This is a genomic window from Methylophilus sp. TWE2 (assembly GCF_001183865.1).
GTDB lineage: Bacteria > Pseudomonadota > Gammaproteobacteria > Burkholderiales > Methylophilaceae > Methylophilus.
In genome coordinates this window covers 1,980,112-1,999,572 of sequence record NZ_CP012020.1, presented here as the reverse complement: position 1 = coordinate 1,999,572, position 19,461 = coordinate 1,980,112, and the positions used below count along the sequence as shown (strand labels likewise).

Annotated in this window: 15 protein-coding genes; 12 read left to right on the top strand and 3 right to left on the bottom strand. The window is 49.1% G+C overall.

The window, feature by feature from the left end; all coding sequences use genetic code 11:
• Positions 1-160: 160 nt before the first annotated feature.
• The 12 genes from ACJ67_RS09535 to ACJ67_RS09480 all read left to right on the top strand — a co-directional run bounded on the left by ACJ67_RS09535 (position 161) and on the right by ACJ67_RS09480 (position 15,117).
• Positions 161-2,050 carry an ATP-binding cassette domain-containing protein gene (locus tag ACJ67_RS09535; RefSeq protein ID WP_049638873.1) on the top strand — a complete coding sequence of 630 codons (1,890 nt, stop codon included), beginning with the start codon at positions 161-163 and terminating at the stop codon, positions 2,048-2,050.
• Between the two features lie 27 nt (positions 2,051-2,077).
• The gene (locus ACJ67_RS09530) at positions 2,078-2,650 is read left to right on the top strand and encodes a hypothetical protein (RefSeq protein ID WP_049638872.1); all 573 of its coding nucleotides are present in this window, start codon (positions 2,078-2,080) and stop codon (positions 2,648-2,650) included.
• Positions 2,651-2,838: 188 nt separating this feature from the next.
• Positions 2,839-3,519 (top strand): response regulator transcription factor, encoded by a 681-nt coding sequence (locus ACJ67_RS09525; protein ID WP_018986574.1) that lies wholly within the window; start codon positions 2,839-2,841, stop codon positions 3,517-3,519.
• A gap of 57 nt (positions 3,520-3,576) precedes the next feature.
• Complete coding sequence (locus ACJ67_RS09520; RefSeq protein ID WP_231587142.1) at positions 3,577-4,689, top strand: ATP-binding protein; 1,113 nt, start codon at positions 3,577-3,579, stop codon at positions 4,687-4,689.
• A gap of 202 nt (positions 4,690-4,891) precedes the next feature.
• Positions 4,892-6,430: a lysine--tRNA ligase gene (gene lysS, locus ACJ67_RS09515; protein ID WP_049638870.1), complete on the top strand. Its 1,539-nt coding sequence runs from the start codon at positions 4,892-4,894 to the stop codon at positions 6,428-6,430.
• A gap of 159 nt (positions 6,431-6,589) precedes the next feature.
• Positions 6,590-8,002 carry a porin gene (locus ACJ67_RS09510; RefSeq protein WP_049638869.1) on the top strand — a complete coding sequence of 471 codons (1,413 nt, stop codon included), beginning with the start codon at positions 6,590-6,592 and terminating at the stop codon, positions 8,000-8,002.
• Between the two features lie 155 nt (positions 8,003-8,157).
• Positions 8,158-8,352, top strand: coding sequence for a YezD family protein (locus ACJ67_RS09505; protein ID WP_049638868.1), 195 nt, complete (start codon positions 8,158-8,160; stop codon positions 8,350-8,352).
• A 62-nt stretch (positions 8,353-8,414) separates the two neighbouring features.
• On the top strand, positions 8,415-10,046 hold the full coding sequence (locus ACJ67_RS09500; RefSeq protein WP_049639859.1) for an alginate export family protein: 1,632 nt from the start codon (positions 8,415-8,417) through the stop codon (positions 10,044-10,046).
• Positions 10,047-10,061: 15 nt separating this feature from the next.
• Positions 10,062-11,072, top strand: a complete 1,011-nt coding sequence (locus ACJ67_RS09495) for a sulfate ABC transporter substrate-binding protein (protein WP_369799077.1) — start codon at positions 10,062-10,064, stop codon at positions 11,070-11,072.
• 80 nt (positions 11,073-11,152) lie between these two features.
• Positions 11,153-11,431: a DUF2325 domain-containing protein gene (locus tag ACJ67_RS09490; RefSeq protein ID WP_049638866.1), complete on the top strand. Its 279-nt coding sequence runs from the start codon at positions 11,153-11,155 to the stop codon at positions 11,429-11,431.
• Positions 11,432-11,602: 171 nt separating this feature from the next.
• The gene (locus tag ACJ67_RS09485) at positions 11,603-13,258 is read left to right on the top strand and encodes a bifunctional diguanylate cyclase/phosphodiesterase (RefSeq protein WP_049638865.1); all 1,656 of its coding nucleotides are present in this window, start codon (positions 11,603-11,605) and stop codon (positions 13,256-13,258) included.
• Between the two features lie 233 nt (positions 13,259-13,491).
• On the top strand, positions 13,492-15,117 hold the full coding sequence (locus ACJ67_RS09480; RefSeq protein ID WP_231587141.1) for a bifunctional diguanylate cyclase/phosphodiesterase: 1,626 nt from the start codon (positions 13,492-13,494) through the stop codon (positions 15,115-15,117).
• 18 nt (positions 15,118-15,135) lie between these two features.
• On the opposite strand, the gene ACJ67_RS09475 is transcribed toward ACJ67_RS09480, so the two are convergent.
• The 3 genes from ACJ67_RS09475 to ACJ67_RS09465 all read right to left on the bottom strand — a co-directional run bounded on the left by ACJ67_RS09475 (position 15,136) and on the right by ACJ67_RS09465 (position 19,420).
• Positions 15,136-16,470, bottom strand: coding sequence for a TAXI family TRAP transporter solute-binding subunit (locus tag ACJ67_RS09475; RefSeq protein ID WP_049638864.1), 1,335 nt, complete (start codon positions 16,468-16,470; stop codon positions 15,136-15,138).
• A gap of 147 nt (positions 16,471-16,617) precedes the next feature.
• Positions 16,618-18,519: a family 2A encapsulin nanocompartment cargo protein cysteine desulfurase gene (locus ACJ67_RS09470; protein WP_049638863.1), complete on the bottom strand. Its 1,902-nt coding sequence runs from the start codon at positions 18,517-18,519 to the stop codon at positions 16,618-16,620.
• Positions 18,506-19,420 carry a family 2A encapsulin nanocompartment shell protein gene (locus ACJ67_RS09465; RefSeq protein WP_049638862.1) on the bottom strand — a complete coding sequence of 305 codons (915 nt, stop codon included), beginning with the start codon at positions 19,418-19,420 and terminating at the stop codon, positions 18,506-18,508. The genes ACJ67_RS09470 and ACJ67_RS09465 overlap by 14 nt, the downstream gene beginning before the upstream one ends.
• Between the last annotated feature and the right edge of the window lie 41 nt (positions 19,421-19,461).

Here is a 19,461-nt window from a genome sequence, read left to right as displayed (position 1 = left end):
GGGTGAGGGGTTGATGGTTTAACAGACTATTTTACTCGAAAACAGTTGCGTAGCCGCAGTGTAAGCACGCGGTTGCGGTTGAATTATTCAGCCTGAGCATGAATGATTCGTTTAAAATGCCACTCTTTTGCGATTCTGTTTCAGATGAAAGTGACTGTCAGTGATTCAGTTTAAACAACTGACTTTTTCCCGAGCAGGTAAAACCCTGGTTGAAAATGCCAGCTTCCAATTGCATCCGGGGCACCGTGTAGGCCTGACCGGGGCAAATGGTGCGGGTAAATCTACCCTGTTTGCCTTGCTGCGTAGTGAGCTGGTTGCCGATGTAGGCGAATTGCTGATGCCACCCTCCTGGGTGATTGCGCATGTTGCTCAGGAAACCCCGGCATTATCACAATCTGCGCTCGATTACACCCTGGATGGTGATGAAGAGTTACGCACCTTGCAGGCGCATCTGGGCAGTGAGCAACAGGATCCGCTGCAGGTGGCCGAATGGCATCAATGCCTGGCAGACATCGACGGTTACAGTGCCGAGGCCAGGGCCAGCGCCTTACTCGCGGGCTTGGGTTTCTCACAGCCACAATTAAGCCAGCCGGTCAGTGACTTTTCCGGTGGCTGGCGCATGCGCTTGAACCTGGCGCGCGCGTTGATGTGCCGGTCGGATTTGCTATTGCTCGATGAGCCAACCAACCATCTGGATATTGAAGCGGTGATCTGGCTGGAAGGTTGGCTCAATGCCTACCGTGGCACGCTGTTGCTCATTTCACATGACCGCGAGTTTCTGGATAATACGGTCAACCATATTCTGCATATCGAACAGAGACAACTGACCTTGTATCGTGGCGGCTATAGTGATTTCGAGCGCCAGCGAGCTGAAAAATTGACTTTGCAGCAAGCCAGTTACCAGAAGCAACAGCAGCAAATGGCACATCTGCAGAAATATATTGATCGTTTTCGGGCTCAGGCAACCAAGGCGCGCCAGGCGCAAAGCCGCATTAAGGCCCTGGAGCGGATGGAGCTGATTAGTGCCGCGCATGTAGACTCACCCTTCAGTTTTGGTTTCCGGGAGGCTAGCCCCGCACCGGATCCATTGCTGGTCATGAACCAGGTTGTGCTTGGTTATGCGGATAAGCCTCTGGTCAAGTTGGCGCACCTGGCGATCCGTCCTGGTGAACGTATTGGCCTGCTGGGCAAGAATGGTGCGGGTAAATCCACCCTGATTAAAGCGCTGGCACAATCGGAAACCTTGCTGGCAGGTGAGCGCGTGGAAGGCAAGGACCTGCGCATCGGTTATTTTGCCCAGCATCAGCTGGAACAGCTGGTTGCCAGCGACTCGCCATTGCAACACTTGCAGCGGCTGGACCCATTAGCCAGGGAGCAAGAGCTGCTCGATTTCCTTGGGAGTTTTGATTTCAGGGGTGACATGGCCAGAATGCCTTGCGGACCATTCTCTGGAGGTGAAAAATCCCGCTTGGCATTGGCAATGTTGATTTGGCAGCGGCCTAACCTGATTTTACTAGATGAGCCGACCAACCATCTGGATATTGAGATGCGTCATGCCTTGTCGATGGCGTTGCAGGCCTATGAGGGAGGAATGGTGATGGTGTCACATGACCGTACCCTGTTAGCCACCTGTTGCGAGAAATTTGTGCTGGTGGCCGCAGGTCAAGCCGCGGTGTTTGATGGTGATCTTGAGGATTACAAGCAGTTCTTGCTTAATGTGGCACAGACAGCGACGGTGTCCAGTCAGGCGGCGCCTGCCAAACAAAACAGTTATCATCAGCAAAAAGCTGACAGGCAGGCACGCCTGGCTGAGCGCAGGCCTTTGCTCAAATCGCTGGCCTCACTTGAAACTCAGTTGGCGCAGTTGGAGCAAGAAAAGCAGGCCTTGCAAAGCAAATTGGCGGATGGTGATATTTACAATGTTGAACACCGCGAAACACTGCAGGCATTACTGATTGCGCAAGCGCAAAATCAAAAACAACTGGATTCAATTGAGGCGGAATGGCTTGATGTACAGGAAAAGCTGGAAGCCCTGCCCGAGATTGAGTAGTACTACAATTAGGACGAGGATTCAAATATGGAAATGACTTATGAACAGCGTTTAAGGTTAATGCATCAATTATGCCAGGCGCAGACACGTGCAGATCACTTGTCTGAAGCGGAGGCTGTCTCAGCATTGGCCAATACCGATATTGAAGATTCGGCACACTACCTGGCAAGTTTCCTGACATTCAGGGCTATCCAGACGGCTGGCCGCCATCCGGCAGATGAACTTGAAAGTGATTTTGAAATGCTGGGTGTGTATCAATGCTTTGGGTTGATGATTTATGCCTTCCTGTTCATGCCATTGACCCAGGATGGATTGCAGCCAGACTATGGCAGGGCGCAAATAACCATTGCCAAAACCTTGTTCGACGGGTTGGCGCCAGAGCTGCTGGCCGAAATCATTGAGTCCGGTTTTCACAAGTTTAAATTGATTGCAGAAGCAGAGTCTGAACACTGGCTGGAGTACCGTGAGAACTTGGATAAAGTCACCATCAGTTATTTGGTCGCGACCACGGATGATGATAGCCCGCATAGTGCTGAAGATGTGTTGCCGCTATTTGGCCAGTTATTGAGCCAGTTGTGTGAGGCGTTTACTGCAGAATAAGGTTTTGCAACATGAACCTTCTGAATATATTTAAATCAATATTTACATTTGAGACACGCTTTGCTGAGACACGCTTTGCAAACTTGGGTAAAATTATCGTATTTACGCTTGTTAATCAATTTGATTGTTCGATAAGATTCCAAGGCTAAAGATAAATGAAAAGCATTCCTATCTGTAAGAGGACATAAATGAGCAAGCTGCTGTTAATTGATGATGATGTTGAATTAGCTAACATGCTGAAGGAGTTCCTGACGCAAGAAGGCTTTACGGTGACGACTGCCCACGATGGCTTAACGGGTGAGCAGTATGTGCTGGCAGGTAAATTTGACCTGGTCATTCTGGATGTCATGATGCCTGGCCAGGATGGCATGCAGACCTTGCGCAATATCAGGCAGCACTCCGATATCCCTGTGTTGATGTTAACGGCAAAAGATGACAATGAAGGCCGCATTGAAGGCCTCGAAGATGGTGCCGATGATTATGTGCAAAAACCCTGTTTACCCAGAGAATTGGTGGCCAGGATTCGTGCTATTTTGCGTCGTCAGACCGCTGATATGCCCAAAGGTAACGATATTGTCGTGGGGCAACTGGTTGTTTCTAGCGAGCGCAGGAAAGTATTTTGGGCTGACAAGCCAATTGTGTTCACCAGTACCGAATTCAGCCTGATTGAAATTCTCGCCAAGCATGCTGGTACGATTGTCAGCAAAGAGGACTTATCTATCAAGGCCTTAGGCCGCCCTTTAGTCAAGTACGACCGTAGCATTGATGTACACCTTAGCAGTATTCGCCAAAAAATTTCTGATGCCTCTGGCGGTGTGAATGTGATACAGACCATTTACCGGGTCGGTTACCAGCTTGTTCGAGAGTAATCATTAGTTACATGGCCTATGGGGCGCCTGTTCTGGAAGTTATTTGCAGCATTATTCTTGGCGCTTATTTCTACGGTCATTACCGTTGGTAATATTGTCCAGTGGGAATTAAACCAGAAGGCCCTGCATCATCGCGAGGTTCAACAACCTTGTCTGCCAACCGCAAGCTGTCCACCGGCTGTCATTGAACAGGATGAAACCAGCTTAGGGACATGGCGGGTTTTAAATTATGCGCAGTTATCTTTAAATTTTCCGATTTCAGCACTTTTGTTTTGTTTGATAGCGAGTGCTGTGTTTGCAGGTATTCTGGCCTGGTCTATTTCTCACCCTGTTAAATTGCTGCTCGAACATCTCAAAAGTGCAGCAAACGGAGAATTGCCGGGAGTGGTCAGCCCGAAAATTACTGCCAGTCATGACGAGTTTTCAGAATTGGCTGAGGCGTTTGATTTGATGACATCGCGCATTGATAACATGATCAAAAGCCAGTCAAAAATGTTGCATCATGTTTCGCATGAATTACGCTCACCGCTTGCCAGAATTCAAATGGCCGTTGGCCTGGTCATGCAAAATCCTAAAAAAATGCAAAGTTCATTGCAGCGTGTAGAGCTGGAAGCGGTTCGCATGGAAAGAATGATTGCCGAGCTGCTGGAAATTTTCCGCTTTGAATCCGGCATGCATAAGTTGCAAAAAACAGAGGTGGATTTAAAAGGTTTGTTAACAGGCATTGTCGGGGACGTCTTGTTCGAAAAACATGAAGCCAAAGTTCGTCTGGACATGCCTGAAGATGATGTGGTGGTAGAAGGTCAGCTCGAATTGCTGCAAAGGGCGATCGATAATGTCATTCGGAATGCCGTGAAATATGGGCCTGAAGAGGGCATTGTCTCCATTGAATTGCAGCACAGCGCACGCACTGGAGAGGTGACGCTGGAAGTGCGCGACCAGGGCGCGGGGGTTGACCCACAGGAGCTGGAACAGATTTTCAGGCCGTTTGTAAGAGGCCGTCGTGCCTCACAGGTGGATGGTCATGGTATTGGCTTGGCAATGACTAAGCACATTGTAGAAGCCCATGGCGGGTTTGTGAAAGCAGCTAACCTGAATCCGTATGGTTTTATGATCCGTATTCATTTGCCGACACGGCAAGCGCGGCTCACACAAGAGCCAAAAAAATAGGTGTGTGCTTCTAAAAAATCAAATTGCTAAGCCAGACAAGGCGAGAATAAAAAATTTTGACGCCGCATATGATTGATATGTAAGGAGAAATTTTTTATGAGCAACGCAGTATCGCAACGGAATTTGAATTTTTAGAGGTGCCAAGATGTAACAATGCTAAAATATAGAGTTTAAGATTACGCAGGCGATTGCCGGATATTTTATGACAGCACAACACTCCAACCCAGACAGCACGACAGAGTCAGTCGTCGATGAAAATCATGTGATCGCGGAACGTCGAGAAAAGTTACGCTTGATGCGGGAACAGGCGCAGTCTAAACAAGCCGCTGTTTTCCCAAATGATTTCAAGCCTGAGCATAAAGCTGCTGTATTACAAACTGCTTATGCGGAAACCGATAAAGAAACGCTGGACCCGCAAGAGATCCCAGTCGTGGTTGCCGGCCGTATGATGCTCAAACGCGTGATGGGTAAAGCCAGTTTCGCAACCATCCAGGATAGCACCGCGCGTATCCAGCTGTATATCGCACGCGATGAAATTGGTGAAGAGCTTTATGAAAGCTTCAAACACTGGGATATGGGTGATATTTTGGGCGCACGCGGCCGTTTGTTTAAAACCCGCACTGGCGAGCTTTCTGTGCATGTTACTGAATTGCGATTGCTGACCAAATCACTCCGTCCATTGCCGGAAAAATTCCATGGCCTGCAAGACCAGGAAATTAAGTACCGCCAGCGCTATGTCGATTTGATTACTTCTGAAGAAACGCGCGCCACCTTCAAGGCGCGCTCCAAAGTGGTCGCGGCCATTCGCCAGTTCATGAATGATAACGAGTTTCTGGAAGTGGAAACACCCATGCTACACCCGATTCCTGGTGGCGCTTCGGCCAAGCCGTTTATCACACATCATAATGCCCTGGATATGCAGATGTTTATGCGTATCGCACCAGAACTTTACTTAAAACGCCTGATCGTGGGCGGCTTTGAGCGGGTGTTCGAGATCAACCGTAACTTCCGTAACGAAGGCCTGAGTGTCCGTCATAACCCCGAGTTCACGATGATGGAGTTTTATGCGGCCTACACTGACTACCAGTGGTTGATGGACTTTACAGAACAATGTATTCGCGCAGCGGCGATTGCTGCGAATGGCACAGCAGTATTGAGCTATGCCGGTAAAGAGGTGGATTTAAGCAAGCCTTTTGAACGCTTGACCATCATTGGCGCGATTCAGAAATATGCGCCTCAATATTCGTTAGACCAACTGAATGACGCCGATTTCTTGCGCAAAGAGTTGTTGAAGTTTGGTGTGAAGCCGTTTGATCATGCTGGCCTGGGTTCATTGCAGTTATCCCTGTTTGAAGAAACGGCTGAAAGCCAACTCTGGCAACCGACTTACATTATTGATTACCCGGTTGAAGTCTCGCCGCTGGCTCGTGCATCTGATAAGCACCCGGAAATCACCGAGCGTTTCGAGTTGTTTATCACCGGCCGTGAGATGGCGAACGGTTTTAGCGAGCTAAACGATGCGGAAGATCAGGCAGCCCGTTTCCATGCACAAATGAAAGCCAAGGAAGCAGGTGACCAGGAGGCTATGTACTACGATGCCGACTTTATCCGTGCCCTGGAGTATGGCATGCCACCGACAGGTGGTTGCGGCATAGGGATTGACCGCCTGGTGATGCTGATTACCGATAGTCCCAGTATCCGTGATGTGATCCTGTTCCCGCATATGCGTGCAGAGTCTTGATAAAACCTCCCACTTTTCAGATATGACAAGCCGCCTTTTGGCGGCTTATTCTTTTATATAGTCCGTCTGTAAGAAATATGTAAGCATTGTCATTAAATTGTCATATTGATTGTTCAGAATACGTCCCCGATACACATGTCATCGTTATAGGGGAAAATAATGAATTTAGGTTTTCGTCGCCTGGTCATGGCGACAGTTGTCAGCGGTTTGTTTTCGGGCATGAGTTCTATTGCTTACGCTGACTCAACCAATGATCTGGTACAAGCTTTGATTAGCAAGGGTGTTTTAACTGAGGAAGAAGGCGCCCTGTTGATGAAGGGACGCAGCAACGAAGTTGAAGTGCAGAAAAAGAAAGAAAGTAAAAGCTGGACAAGCCGTGTGAATATTCGCGGCTATGTTCAAAACCGTGTCACCAAAATGATTGGTGATGATGGTGATGACCGTGCTAATCCTGTTGATCTCTGGTCTGATCGCTCTGTGGGTACAGACGAATCCATCAACTCGGATAAAAACTTTTTAATCCGTCGGGCCCGTATTATCATTTTTGGCGATTTTGGCGATCACTTGAGTTACTACATTCAGCCAGACTTTGCGTCTTCGGCAGGTACAACTGGTAACATAGCTCAGTTACGCGATGCTTACGGTGATATCAATATTGATAAAGCCAGGGTACACCGTGTGCGTGTTGGTCAATCTAAAGTACCTTACGGCTTCGAAAACCTGCAATCTTCTTCAAACCGGTTGGCTATGGATCGTGTGGATGCGCTGAACAGTGCGGTTCGTGATGAGCGAGATACCGGTGCGTTTTACTATTACACGCCAGAAAACATTCAAGCCTTATTTAAAGAAATCAACGATAAAGGCCTGAAGCATTCTGGTAACTACGGTATGTTGGCAGCCGGCTTTTATAACGGTCAAGGTGCAAACCGTAGTGATGTGAATGACAACTATCATTTTGTAGCTCGCGCAACTTACCCATGGAAAACAGAATCTGGTCAAATTTACGAAGCCGGTATTCAGGCTTATTCTGGAGATTATCAACCTTCGACGGGTGCTTACAGAAGAACGGCTACCACAAGCGTTACTGCACCTGGTGTGTTTACCAAGGATAGTGTGACAACCACTAAAGGTATCAAAGATGAGCGTGTTGGCGTCAGCTTTATCATGTATCCGCAGCCATTCGGAATTCAAGCAGAATGGAACTGGGGTACAACACCTGGTCTGGACGTTGCGCAGAATCGTATTGAAGAAAAACATCTTCAAGGCGGCTACGTACAAGCAATGTACAAGATTGATAATTTCCAATTTCTGGATACCAATGGCACTTTGATTCCATTTATCAAATGGCAATACTTTGATGGTTATAATAAAGCGGAACAAAACGCACCTAAAAACGAAGTTAATGACTGGGAGTTGGGTGTGGAGTGGCAACTTGCACCTGAGGTCGAGATTATGGCTGAGTACCATCGTATGAAACGTAATAACTTAGTCACAGGTAACCGAGCCGGAACGCAAGACTATCAGAGCTTTACTGCTGATGCTATCCGTGTGCAGGTGCAGTACAACTTCTAATCAATCATAAAAGACTTAAACTGAAATCCCGCAGTATTGCGGGATTTTTTTTACTTATTATATAGTTAAAAGTAATATTAAAATAACAAATAATTATTTTTTAAAATATAAATACTCTGAAATAATGCCGTTCATTCAGTGCAGCGAGGGGCATCATGTCTACAGTATTAAACAAACCTGAGGCGCAAGCCGACGAGGCCATTTTAGTTGTTGTAGCAGCAGCGATTGCGGCTGTTCAGCGAGACACTGGGTATGGTTCTATTGAGATTACAGTCCATGATGGCCGAGTGACGCAAATTGAGCGTCGGGAAAAGGTTCGTTTCGACCATCAAGTCAAACCAAAGAAGTAATAGATATATTTTATTGAGTGCTGACCAGGCTGCTGGAAGTCATTAAATTACGGGAGAATTACATGCAGTTAAAAAAAATAAGTCTGGCACTGGCGACCGCGGGTGTGTGGTGGCTGGGTAGTGGCTTGGCCTCGGCAGAAGAGGTGCAGCTGGCAGAGACTCAAGTTGAGGATATTGAACAACAGAAAAAAGTAAAAGCACGCCTGGAAGAAATCAAGGCTGAAGAAAAAGCGGCAGCCAGAGCGGCCAATGGTTATTACGTAGAGCGCCGCAGTTATGGCACACAAAAAGAGAGCGAGCCTCCTCGTTACGTCAAGCAGTTAAACAAAACCTGGCTTAAGGATTACGATGCGCTCGCAGACATTGACTGGCTGGATATGGGGTTTGAATACCGGGCGCGGTTTGAACATCGTGATAATGACTTCAGAAGAAACGCACAAAATATTGATGAGCCATTGTTATTGCGAACCAGGGCTTATGTTGGCTTGAAAAATGTGCTTGACCCCTTCCGTTTCGCCATTGAGGTACAGGATTCTCGTAGGAATCATGGCGATTACGACCGCGCCTATGACACCCGGGATGTCAACCAGGCCGACTTCCTCCAGGCTTACCTGGAGCTGTATTACAAGGAAAGTATTTTTGGCAAAGACGACCTGGGTAATCACCGGCCATTCTGGGTGCGTGCCGGGCGCCATGCCTGGGAAGCTGGTGACCGCCGCCTGATTGCGCGTAATGAGTGGCGCAACACCACGAATACCTTTCAGGGTGTGCGAGCCAATATCGGTGAAAAGAAAAACGACTGGCAGCTGGAATTTCACGCGGTGCAACCCGTTCAGCGTTTCACCAAGCGCTTGGATGAGGTCGACCACTCACAGAACTTCTACGGCGTGATTGGTAACTGGCGTCGCTGGTCACAGTTTGTGACGATTGAGCCCTCTTACTTTTTGCTGAAGCAGGATGGCGACAGGGTAGAGTATGACTCGAATGGATTACCTGCTGCATTGAATACGCAAATTAACCGTGAAATCCATACCGGTGGATTGCGTGTGTATGGTGTGATTCCTGGTACACAATTTGATTACGATGCGAGTTATATCAAACAGTGGGGACATCAGGACCAGAAAAACGCCGCTGGCAGGGTCACGGCAGAGCTGGATCATGATGCTTATGCCTACAACGCAGAAATAGGCTATAACTTCAAACACCCATGGAAACCTCGCTTTAGTGCTTTCTATGGCGTGGCTAGCGGTGACAAAAATCCTACGGATGGCAAAAATCAGCGGTTTGAGCGTTTGTTCGGTTTTGCTCGTCCCTGGTCTAACGATGACTATATCCAGATGGAAAACATTCGTACGCCCAAGATCCGCCTGGAGTTTGAACCAAAACTCTCTTGGCTGGAAAACGTGAAAGTGGATACCGGCTTTAGCTGGTACCGCCTGGATAGCGCCACAGATCGCTGGAACGCTGGCGCCAACCTGCGTGATACGACGGGCAATTCAGGGCGGGATTTAGGCAAAGAGTTTGATTTACGTGTCCGTTTCCCGCTGAATCAGTATGCTTCCCTCAACCTGGGTTATGCCTATTTCTGGGGCGGAGACTTTGTCAAAGACACCTCCAGAAGAGTGGCCGGGCAGGCTGATCGGGATACCGATTCCGAATTTCTCTACACCGAGCTGACCTTGCTGGCTTTCTAAACAAATTAAAGGATTATGATGAAACTGAAACAGCATTTAAAACATGTCATGCTTGGGGTGACACTGTTGCTGCCCCTACTCGCCAATGCCGCCGAGGTTAACCTGCTGAACGTCTCTTATGACCCCACCCGCGAGTTGTATCAGGATTACAACGCCGCGTTTGCCAAGTACTGGAAAGATAAAACCGGTGACAATGTGATTATCAAACAGTCACACGGTGGTTCTGGCAAGCAGGCACGGTCGGTGATTGATGGCTTGCAGGCAGATGTGGTGACCCTAGCGTTGTCTTACGACATAGACGAAGTGGGCAGCAAAGGCCGTTTGTTTGGGCCTGACTGGCAGAAAAGATTGCCACATAACAGCTCACCGTATACGTCTACCATTGTGTTTCTAGTGCGTAAAGGCAACCCAAAAAACATCAAAGACTGGAACGACCTGGTCAAACCGGGTACTTCAGTGATTACGCCAAACCCGAAAACCTCGGGTGGGGCCCGCTGGAACTACCTGGCCGCTTATGCCTATGCGCTCAAGCAAAACAATAACGATGATGCCAAAGCCAAGGATTTCCTGAAGAAGCTGTTTAAAAACGTCCCCGTACTGGATAGCGGTGCGCGTGGCTCAACCACGACTTTTGTCGAGCGCGGTATTGGTGATGTGTTGCTGGCTTGGGAAAACGAGGCTTTTCTGGCGCAGAAAGAGTTAGGGCCTGACAAGTTTGATATCGTGGTGCCTTCCTTATCTATTCTGGCTGAGCCTCCAGTGACAGTGGTCGATAAAAATGCCAAACGACATGGAACTGAAGCCGTTTCCAAAGCTTACCTGGAGTATTTATACAGTGAAGAAGGTCAGGAAATTGCAGCGAAGAATTACTATCGTCCAACACTGGAATCTGTGGCCAAGAAATATGAGAAACAGTTCCCAAAGGTCAATTTGATCAAGATTGATGAGGTGTTTGGTGGTTGGCAAAAAGCCCAGAAAACACATTTTGCCGATGGTGGTGTGTTTGACGATATTTACCAGAAGTAAGCGTTGAACTGCTCTAGTTCATTTGAGAAAAAGGCATTTACCCAATGCCTTTTTCTTTCTCTACATAAGGAGAGTGTTTCATGTCAAAAGCATTAGTGGTTGGTGGTGACCGTATTGAAGGCATCAAACAGGTGTTGCAAGCGCAAGGGGGCGATAAAATTGATCACTGGACTGGCCGTAAACCTGGCGATGTCAAACGTGAGTTACCTGTGAATGTTAACGTGATTGTGCTAGTCACCGGCTGGCTCAATCATTCCATGATGTACCGTATCAAGCATCTAGCTCACAAACGTGGACTGAAGGTTGTTTATACGCGCAATAGTGCCGATGGCATGCAACGTGTATTAGAAGCAGCCTGATGATGCGCTGTTTGATCATCCTGAATATTAAATTTTTTTAAATTAGGTCTCAATTTATCCGCTTATTTAACCGATAACCTTGTTGAGTTTTAAGGTTTAATGACATGACTCAGGGAATCTTTTGTGCCTAAGGCGCAGAATGATTCGATCACAGGGATTAAAGGGTAAATAATGAGTGACACCGGGATTGGCGAACTGACAACGCCACTCACTGATAACGCAGCGCAGCGACAATTCATGCGCCATCGTCTTGTACGTAAAGTGCAGGACAATACTCATTTCTTGGCCATGGCCAGCATGGTCTGCGGCTTGCTGGGTTTCCCGCATTACCTACTCGATGTAGAGAACAATGTCTGGCTGGCGCAGTTACTCACTTATCTGACTTTTATCTTGGTCAGTTACAATTTGCTACTGGAAAATGGCCGCAACAACCTCGCCATGCTGACCATGTCACTGGTGACCATCAGTTTGTTCGTGGTTCAGCTATCCCCTTATGCGGCAGATTTTAATGACACTGCGCATCTGCTGAGGATTAGCAATGATTTGCAGGTGCATCAGGGATCCCCTGTTGTGGAGTATGCGGCGGGCGCCTTACTGGCTTGTTTGGTTGCGAGTTCTTATTTATTCCAGCGTTCCGGTTGGCTGGCGACGAGCCAGGCCATTCTATATGTGGCGGTCATGATTCCGCTGATCCCCTTACTTGGCTTTTTGTGTGGCATTGCGCGGCCTTACGGCATCATGTCGCCTTTGACCACCTTGAGCGGATTATTGTGTGCCTTTAGCCTGCTGGCAAAACATGCTTCTCATCCGCCTATGAGTTACTTGCTGTTGATGGATGATAACGGCAAGCAGATACGCTTCAGCATTGTGTTCCTGAGTTTCTTTGCCATTATGCTGGCCAGGGCCGGTGTTGAGTTTGGTCAAGATATGTTGCGCGCACTGCCTGTGGTCGTGGTGGTATCCATTCTGGCCATTATCTATACCATGACCGCCACCTATTACCGTAAAGGGCAGGCTAGCGAACAAATTGTTTTGCCAGCAGCAGATATGGACTTTGCCAGCCAGGTAGAGACTGCCCTCGATAACCAGCAGTTTTATATGGTGTACCAACCTCAAGTTGATTTCAATACAGGAAAATTAAAAGGGGTAGAGGCATTGGTGCGCTGGCGGCATCCTGAAAAAGGCATCATTTCTCCAGATAAATTCATCCATATGGCTGAGTTGACCGGCCTGATTGTGCCCTTGGGCAAGTGGGTGATGCGCACGGCTTGTACGCAGGCGGCACAGTGGAATCATCATCCGGTACTGGGCAAGGCAGAGATTGCAGTGAATGTTTCTGCGCTGCAATTACAGTCAGGGACACTGGTGGAAGATATTTTGCAGATACTCAAAGAAACCGGACTCCCGCCTCACAGACTGGTGGTTGAGCTGACCGAAAGTTCTTTTGTGCAGGATGATGGTGCAAACCTGCGCATGATGCATCGCTTGAAAGAGGCCGGCATCAAACTCGCCATTGATGATTTTGGTACGGGCTATTCCTGCTTGTCTTACCTGCGTGACATTCCGGGTGATTATCTGAAAGTGGATCGTTCATTTGTGATGGAGCTCCCCGGACACAATAAGGCTGAGGCTGTCATTCAGGCGATCGTCAGCCTGGGCAAAAGCCTGGATTACCGCATTATTGCCGAAGGCATAGAAAATGAGGCGCAGGCCAGTTTTCTCAAAGGCATAGGCTGCGACATTGCCCAGGGCTTTTTATTTTCCAAAGCGCTGGAAGCGCAAGCACTGCAGCAATGGGTTTCTATCCACTTCAGTGCAGAGGTTTAAGGTCGGACAGGCTGCAGTGTACTTGTAATGTGGATGACCTCAGTGTGTTGATATTCATTCTGATATATCAACGCATGATTCTGTAGCAAATCATGCCTGAATCGCTTTAATTCGATTTAAAGGATAACAAACTCCTTTTTTCTTTCGCTTTTATATCAATATAGTTGCCCTATAGTATAGACAAAACGACCTGCTGCGGCAGGTGACAATAACAGACCGAAATAGGGGGCAGCATGTCAGTACCCAGCATTGACTGGTTCACTGAAAGTGTTCAAGAGTGTACGACGCAACGTCAGTACATGCGGCATCGATTTCTCCGTATAGTCCAGAAGCAGTCGCCATGGCTAGCACTTGCCAGTATTTTCAGCATACTGTTTGGCTTGCCTCTTATTCCGTTGCAAGCCACGTTTGCACTAAGCGTATTGCAGAGCATCAGTTCCCTTTTGTTTATTGTGGCCAGCTTGTGCGTAGTCTATGACACCTGGCGCTGGTCACGCATGACTAAGTTGCTGGTCAGTGCTGTTTTACTATGGTTTTTTGTACAGGTGTATGCGCTGTTAAGCAGCCATACCTCTTACAGTCATGTGTTTTCCAAAGATCATTTCTGGGGGGATGCCAGCCATCGGCAGGCGGTAACAGACTTCATCATGTCCTTACTTGTTTTGTTCGGCTACCTGCTTTGCCACTTTCGTTTTAACCGTACTAGCCAAACCATTCTGTCTATTGCGATACTCATGCCAGTGACGGGGCTATTGGCACAGGCTTACCACATCCCGGATGCGTACGGGCAGCTCTCGTTATTAGCTTCTGTTACCGGTGTCTTGTGTGCCATGTCGCTGATTGCCAAACAAGTCTCACAAACGTCCCTGAGTTATTTATTGCTATTGGACGATACCGGGCAACATTTACGCTGGATTGTCGCAGTCCTTTTCCTGTGCGCGATTGCACTTGGCGGGATGGGTGTGCTGTTCGGGCATGACCCTCATCTGACCCCTTTGCTTATCACGCTGGCATTAAACGCTATCGTGCTTGTGATGACTCTGAATTATTACCACAAAGGGGTCATGCATGAGCAGGTGTTGCCACCAGAAGAGCTGGCCTTTGCCAGTGAGCTGGAGGCGGCGATTGCCCATCAGGAGTTCTACCTCGTTTACCAGCCACAAATGGACTTTCTGACCGGCAGACTCGTGGGTGTGGAGGCGTTGATCCGCTGGCAACATCCACAACAAGGTGTTGTTCCTCCTAACAAATTTATTGGCGTGGCTGAACTAACAGGCTTGATTGTGCCTATGGGTGCCTGGGTGTTAAAAGCGGCCTGTCAGCAGGTTGCTGCGTGGAAAACTGGCGCTTTGAGCCAAGTAAAGGTCTCGGTCAATGTATCCCCAATGCAATTGAGGTCGCCAGGCTTTACTGACTATGTGTTGCAGGTGTTACGTGAAACAGGGCTCTCTGCGGACCGGCTGGTGATCGAGTTGACTGAAAGTGCTTTGGTGCATTCCGATTGCAAAGGCACTGAAAGTTTGCAGGCACTCAAACAGCTTGGCGTCAAACTGGCGATTGATGATTTTGGCACCGGTTATTCATGCCTGGCTTATTTGCGAGATATACCCGGAGATTATTTAAAGGTAGACCGTTCATTTGTGAATGATGTGCCGGGCAAGGAGCGTTCAGAAGCGGTGACCAGTGCAATAGTGGTGTTGGGTAAAAACCTGCACTACCAGATTGTGGCTGAGGGCGTGGAAACACAAGCGCAGGCTGATTACCTGAAAAGCCTGGGCTGTGACCTGGTACAAGGTTTTTTATATGCACGGCCCATGGAAGAGCAGGCGCTGCAAGAGTGGGTCAACAACGGGGCCTAAACCATTCCTCAGGCATGTTCAGCTGTCTACAGACCGCAATTTGTGGTGATTCAGTTTGGACCTGACCAACTCGATATGTGCACGCAGTTCGTAAGCATATTGTGAGAAAGGTACCGGTAATTTCACATTCACCACTTTGGTTTCAATCTCATTGAGTTTTTCCAGGCATTGCTGCACATCTTCAGCGCTTTGAATGTCTTGTAACTGCGTATCCAGAAAACGCAACTCGCCGTAATAACGGAACAATTTGCGCTTGACTAGCCATACATACACCATCGGGATAATCTTGGTCAGCGGGATCAGCAATGCCAGCAAAGGCAGAATCACAATCAGCGTGCGGTTAACAAATGTCGCTGCCCAGAATGGCAGGTATTTATCAATAATCGGCAGGCCCGATTTGTAAAAGTTGAGTGCCTGGGTGCTGAGCGGGAAGTCAGTATCCTTGGCCGAAGGAAACTCACCTTTGCTGTTAAACATGCTCGGACCGCCATGCACCTGTGAGATCACCTTCATCATCAGGTAGACCAGTGCCGGATGCATGCTCTCCTTGACGACCAGCGTAGCAGTAGGCGCCACCAGGTGCACATCATGGGGTGGCAGGTTACGCGCCAGGTCCATCGCCCCTTCGGGTAGAACCAGATGATGCATGAACGCAAACTTGCGTGAAAAAGCCTCGGCAGTATCCAGACTCAGCAGTTTCAGTTGTGGTTCCCCCAGGAGCTCACGAACCAGGCTTGCATTGGCCACATCCACAAACAAGGCTGCATCCACTTTCCCCTGACGCAATGCCTCCGCGGCCTCATCTCCACCAATCGCCTTGAGGCTTGCGTTTGCAGTATCAATGCCGCTTTCCGATAACAAGGTACTGACTAGGGCATGGGTACCGTCACCCACATAGCCAATCGCAATGCGTTTACCTTTTAGTGCAGACAAATGCGTGACCTCTTTTTTGCAACGGCAGAATATCCAGACTGGCTGGTAATACAAACTCCCCAGAGATAACAGCGTGCCTGCACCTTCAGTATGCGCAACGCCATCCTGGATAAAGGCGATGTCCACATCCGAATCCGGATTTTTCAGCAGGCGCAAGTTTTCAATGTCGCCGGAAGTTTTGCGCGTCTCCAGGGTAATGCCTTCTTTTTTCAGGTAAACCCCGTAGATGGCAGCAAAAGCGTTGTAGTTGAGGTCTGCATTGCCGGTGGCAATCACAATTTTACGGGGTGGGGCAGGGTCTATGAATTTATAGGCAAAAAACAGGGCCAGGCAGATCAGCAGGACTGACGGAAGCGTCGCCTCCAGCATTTCCCTGGTGAATATCGCGGTGAACTTGTTATTGCGCGGATCAAATTTCATCGGTCTGCTTTATCGCTTGTCTGTGCCTGAGACAGGGATTTTACAGGGGTTAGACCGGATGTCACAACAGCTGGTTGTCACTGCCAAGGAAAAAGCTGTGTATGCATCCCACTGGAAATGCATACACGTCGGAGGTTTACAATTGTCTTAAGCGTTGTAAGACGCTAGGCGCTGCAATACCGCAATCATGCGGTCAATTTCTTCATAAGTGTTGTAAAACGCCAATGAAGGCCGCACTGTGGTTTCTACCCCAAAACGGCGCAGGATAGGTTGCGCACAATGATGCCCTGAGCGCACTGCAATGCCTTCTTCATTGAGCGCGGCGCCAACCTCTTCACTTTGATAGCCTTTTAATGCAAAGGATAAAACGCTGGCTTTGTGTTTGGCGGTGCCTATCAAACGCAGGTGAGGAATCTGGCACATGGCTGCCGTAGCATATTCCAGCAAGGCATGCTCGTAAGCCGCGATGTTCTCAATGCCTAAATGCTCCACATACTTCAATGCTGCGCCCAACCCGACGGCATCGGCAATGTTACCCGTACCTGCTTCAAACTTGGCTGGCGCAGCGTGGTAGATCGTTTTCTCAAACGTCACATCCTGGATCATATTGCCGCCGCCTTGCCAGGCAGGCATGTCCTGCAACACATCTGCCTTGCCATAGAGTGCACCAATACCGGTAGGGCCGAAGATCTTGTGCCCCGAGAAGACAAAGAAATCCGCATCCAGCGTTTGCACATCTGTGCGCATGTGTGACACCGATTGCGCGCCATCCAGCAATACCTTTGCCCCGGCACGGTGTGCCATGGCAATCATTTCCTGTGCAGGCGTGACCGTGCCCAAGGCATTCGAGACTTGCGTAAACGACACCAGTTTGGTTCTCGCGGTCAGTAGTTTCTGGTATTCCTCCAGCAAAATCTGACCACTGTCATCCACCGGAATGACTTTCAGCACGGCGCCTGTTTCCTGGCACAACTGCTGCCAAGGGACGATATTGGCGTGATGTTCCAGATGAGACACCACAATTTCGTCTCCTACCCCCAGATGTTTTTTGCCCCAGGTTTTAGCGACCAGGTTAATCGCTTCCGTGGTCCCGCGTACAAAAATCACATTGTTTACTGACGGCGCATTGATAAAGCGGCGCACGGTTTCGCGTGCATCTTCATAAGCATCGGTGGCACGAGCAGCTAACGCATGTGCAGCACGGTGTATATTGGAGTTTTCGTGTTGGTAGAAATAACTGATACGGTCTATCACTAACTGTGGTTTTTGCGTGGTCGCTGCGTTATCAAACCACACCAGCTGACGGCCATTCACACGCTCATTCAAAATCGGAAAGTCTCGACGCACGGCGTGCACGTCAAACGCAGGATGCGCAGAGGCGGGCAAGCTGCCGATAACGTCTGGTTTCGCCTGCAAAAAGTAAAATGATTGCGAGCCGGTAGCAGACGAGTTGCTGGTTGGTTGCGTGGGTGCTGCAGACGCTGGTACCTGGGTGGTGCCCGACCCAAGCCAGTGATCCAGTTCCTGCTGGTATGGGATGTCTATCCCCAACCCGGTAAAAGCTGACGGTGCCAAGTAAGCTGCCTCCGGTTGCAATATACTCAGGTGTGCCGGATGGTTATGCAGCGGATCGCTACCCAGGCCTTCTACGCCTGGCGCATAGGTGAGCTGCTGCGACTGTGCTTCTTGGGTCACAGGTTGACCTTGCGCTTGCACATAGCTTGGTGAAGCTATCCCCAGGGAGTTGCCGCCCGCATGACCCAGTTTCGTCGTTAATGAGTCTGTGGCGGGCACAGATGGTTGTGGCGTGGGGCTATTAGTCAGTGATTGCGCAAAGTCTGCCGCCGCAAAAGGTGCGGTGGCCGGAAAACCCTCGGCGTAAAGATCGTTGACCAGTTGCGTCAGGGTGGCGGTATCCAGCACGCCTGTATTTTCCAGCTCGCGCCCCACACCCAGTGCAGCCGCCATTTTGGGGTGCTCGCCGGGCAATGAGGCCAAGATGGCCTCAGGCTCAAAGCTGCCTAAATCGAATGAATTACTTGTAGTCATAGTAATGGTCAACTCCGACATCTTCCAGTACGGCAATTGCATCCTCAGTCAATACTGCCAGTGAGCAATACAGCGAGACCAGGTAAGACGCAATCGCTTTATGGTTGATGCCCATAAAACGTACTGACAGGCCCATGGTTTGCTGGCCTGGCAGGTTAGGCTGATACAGGCCAATCACGCCTTGTTTGCTCTCGCCGACGCGCAGTAACAGGATTTTGGATTTACCGTTGACGATAGGCAGCTTGTCACTTGGAATCAATGGAATCCCACGCCAAGTTAGGAACTGTGAGCCAAACAGGGACACGGTCGGCGGTGGTACGCCACGGCGGGTACACTCGCGGCCAAACGCAGCAATCGCTTTCGGGTGCGCCAGAAAGAAGGCGGGTTCTTTCCAAACCTTGGTCAGCAGTTCATCCAGGTCATCCGGGGTAGGGAAGCCATTGCGGGTTTTGATGGTTTGTGACTTGGCGACATTGTTGAGCAGGCCGTACTCTTTGTTATTGATCAGTTCGCTTTCCTGGCGCTCTTTCACCACTTCAATGGTCAGGCGCAACTGCTCTTTGATCTGGTTATGCGGGCTGCTATAGAGATCAGAGACACGGGTATGCACATCGACCACAGTGTTCACTGCGTTTAGCACATATTCTCTGCCCCATTCTTCGTAATCCACGAAGGTCGCTGGCAGCTCTTTTTCATCTTTGTTTGAGCAATCTACCGTGATGGCATTCGGGTCTTTGGCTTTGTTGACGCGGTAAATGCCAGCTTCAACGGGGACCCAATTCAGCAGGTGCACCAGCCAGCGTGGGCTGATGGTGCTGAGCATAGGCACCGATTTGGTTGCATTGGCAAGCGTCCGTGCGGCGACATCGCCCAAGGCGCTCTGTGTTGGTTGTTCGGACATACTATGATTCTCCTTATGAAGTTAGCTAAACATTAGCGACT

Bases quoted from the DNA above. Each gene is read 5' to 3' on its own strand.
- ACJ67_RS09530 (WP_049638872.1), top strand. From the start codon at position 2,078: ATGGAAATGACTTATGAACAGCGTTTAAGGTTAATGCATCAATTATGC.
- ACJ67_RS09525 (WP_018986574.1), top strand. From the start codon at position 2,839: ATGAGCAAGCTGCTGTTAATTGATGATGATGTTGAATTAGCTAACATG.
- lysS (WP_049638870.1), top strand. From the start codon at position 4,892: ATGACAGCACAACACTCCAACCCAGACAGCACGACAGAGTCAGTCGTC.
- ACJ67_RS09510 (WP_049638869.1), top strand. From the start codon at position 6,590: ATGAATTTAGGTTTTCGTCGCCTGGTCATGGCGACAGTTGTCAGCGGT.
- ACJ67_RS09505 (WP_049638868.1), top strand. From the start codon at position 8,158: ATGTCTACAGTATTAAACAAACCTGAGGCGCAAGCCGACGAGGCCATT.
- ACJ67_RS09500 (WP_049639859.1), top strand. From the start codon at position 8,415: ATGCAGTTAAAAAAAATAAGTCTGGCACTGGCGACCGCGGGTGTGTGG.
- ACJ67_RS09495 (WP_369799077.1), top strand. From the start codon at position 10,062: ATGATGAAACTGAAACAGCATTTAAAACATGTCATGCTTGGGGTGACA.
- ACJ67_RS09490 (WP_049638866.1), top strand. From the start codon at position 11,153: ATGTCAAAAGCATTAGTGGTTGGTGGTGACCGTATTGAAGGCATCAAA.
- ACJ67_RS09485 (WP_049638865.1), top strand. From the start codon at position 11,603: ATGAGTGACACCGGGATTGGCGAACTGACAACGCCACTCACTGATAAC.
- ACJ67_RS09480 (WP_231587141.1), top strand. From the start codon at position 13,492: ATGTCAGTACCCAGCATTGACTGGTTCACTGAAAGTGTTCAAGAGTGT.
- ACJ67_RS09475 (WP_049638864.1), bottom strand. From the start codon at position 16,470: ATGAAATTTGATCCGCGCAATAACAAGTTCACCGCGATATTCACCAGG.
- ACJ67_RS09470 (WP_049638863.1), bottom strand. From the start codon at position 18,519: ATGACTACAAGTAATTCATTCGATTTAGGCAGCTTTGAGCCTGAGGCC.
- ACJ67_RS09465 (WP_049638862.1), bottom strand. From the start codon at position 19,420: ATGTCCGAACAACCAACACAGAGCGCCTTGGGCGATGTCGCCGCACGG.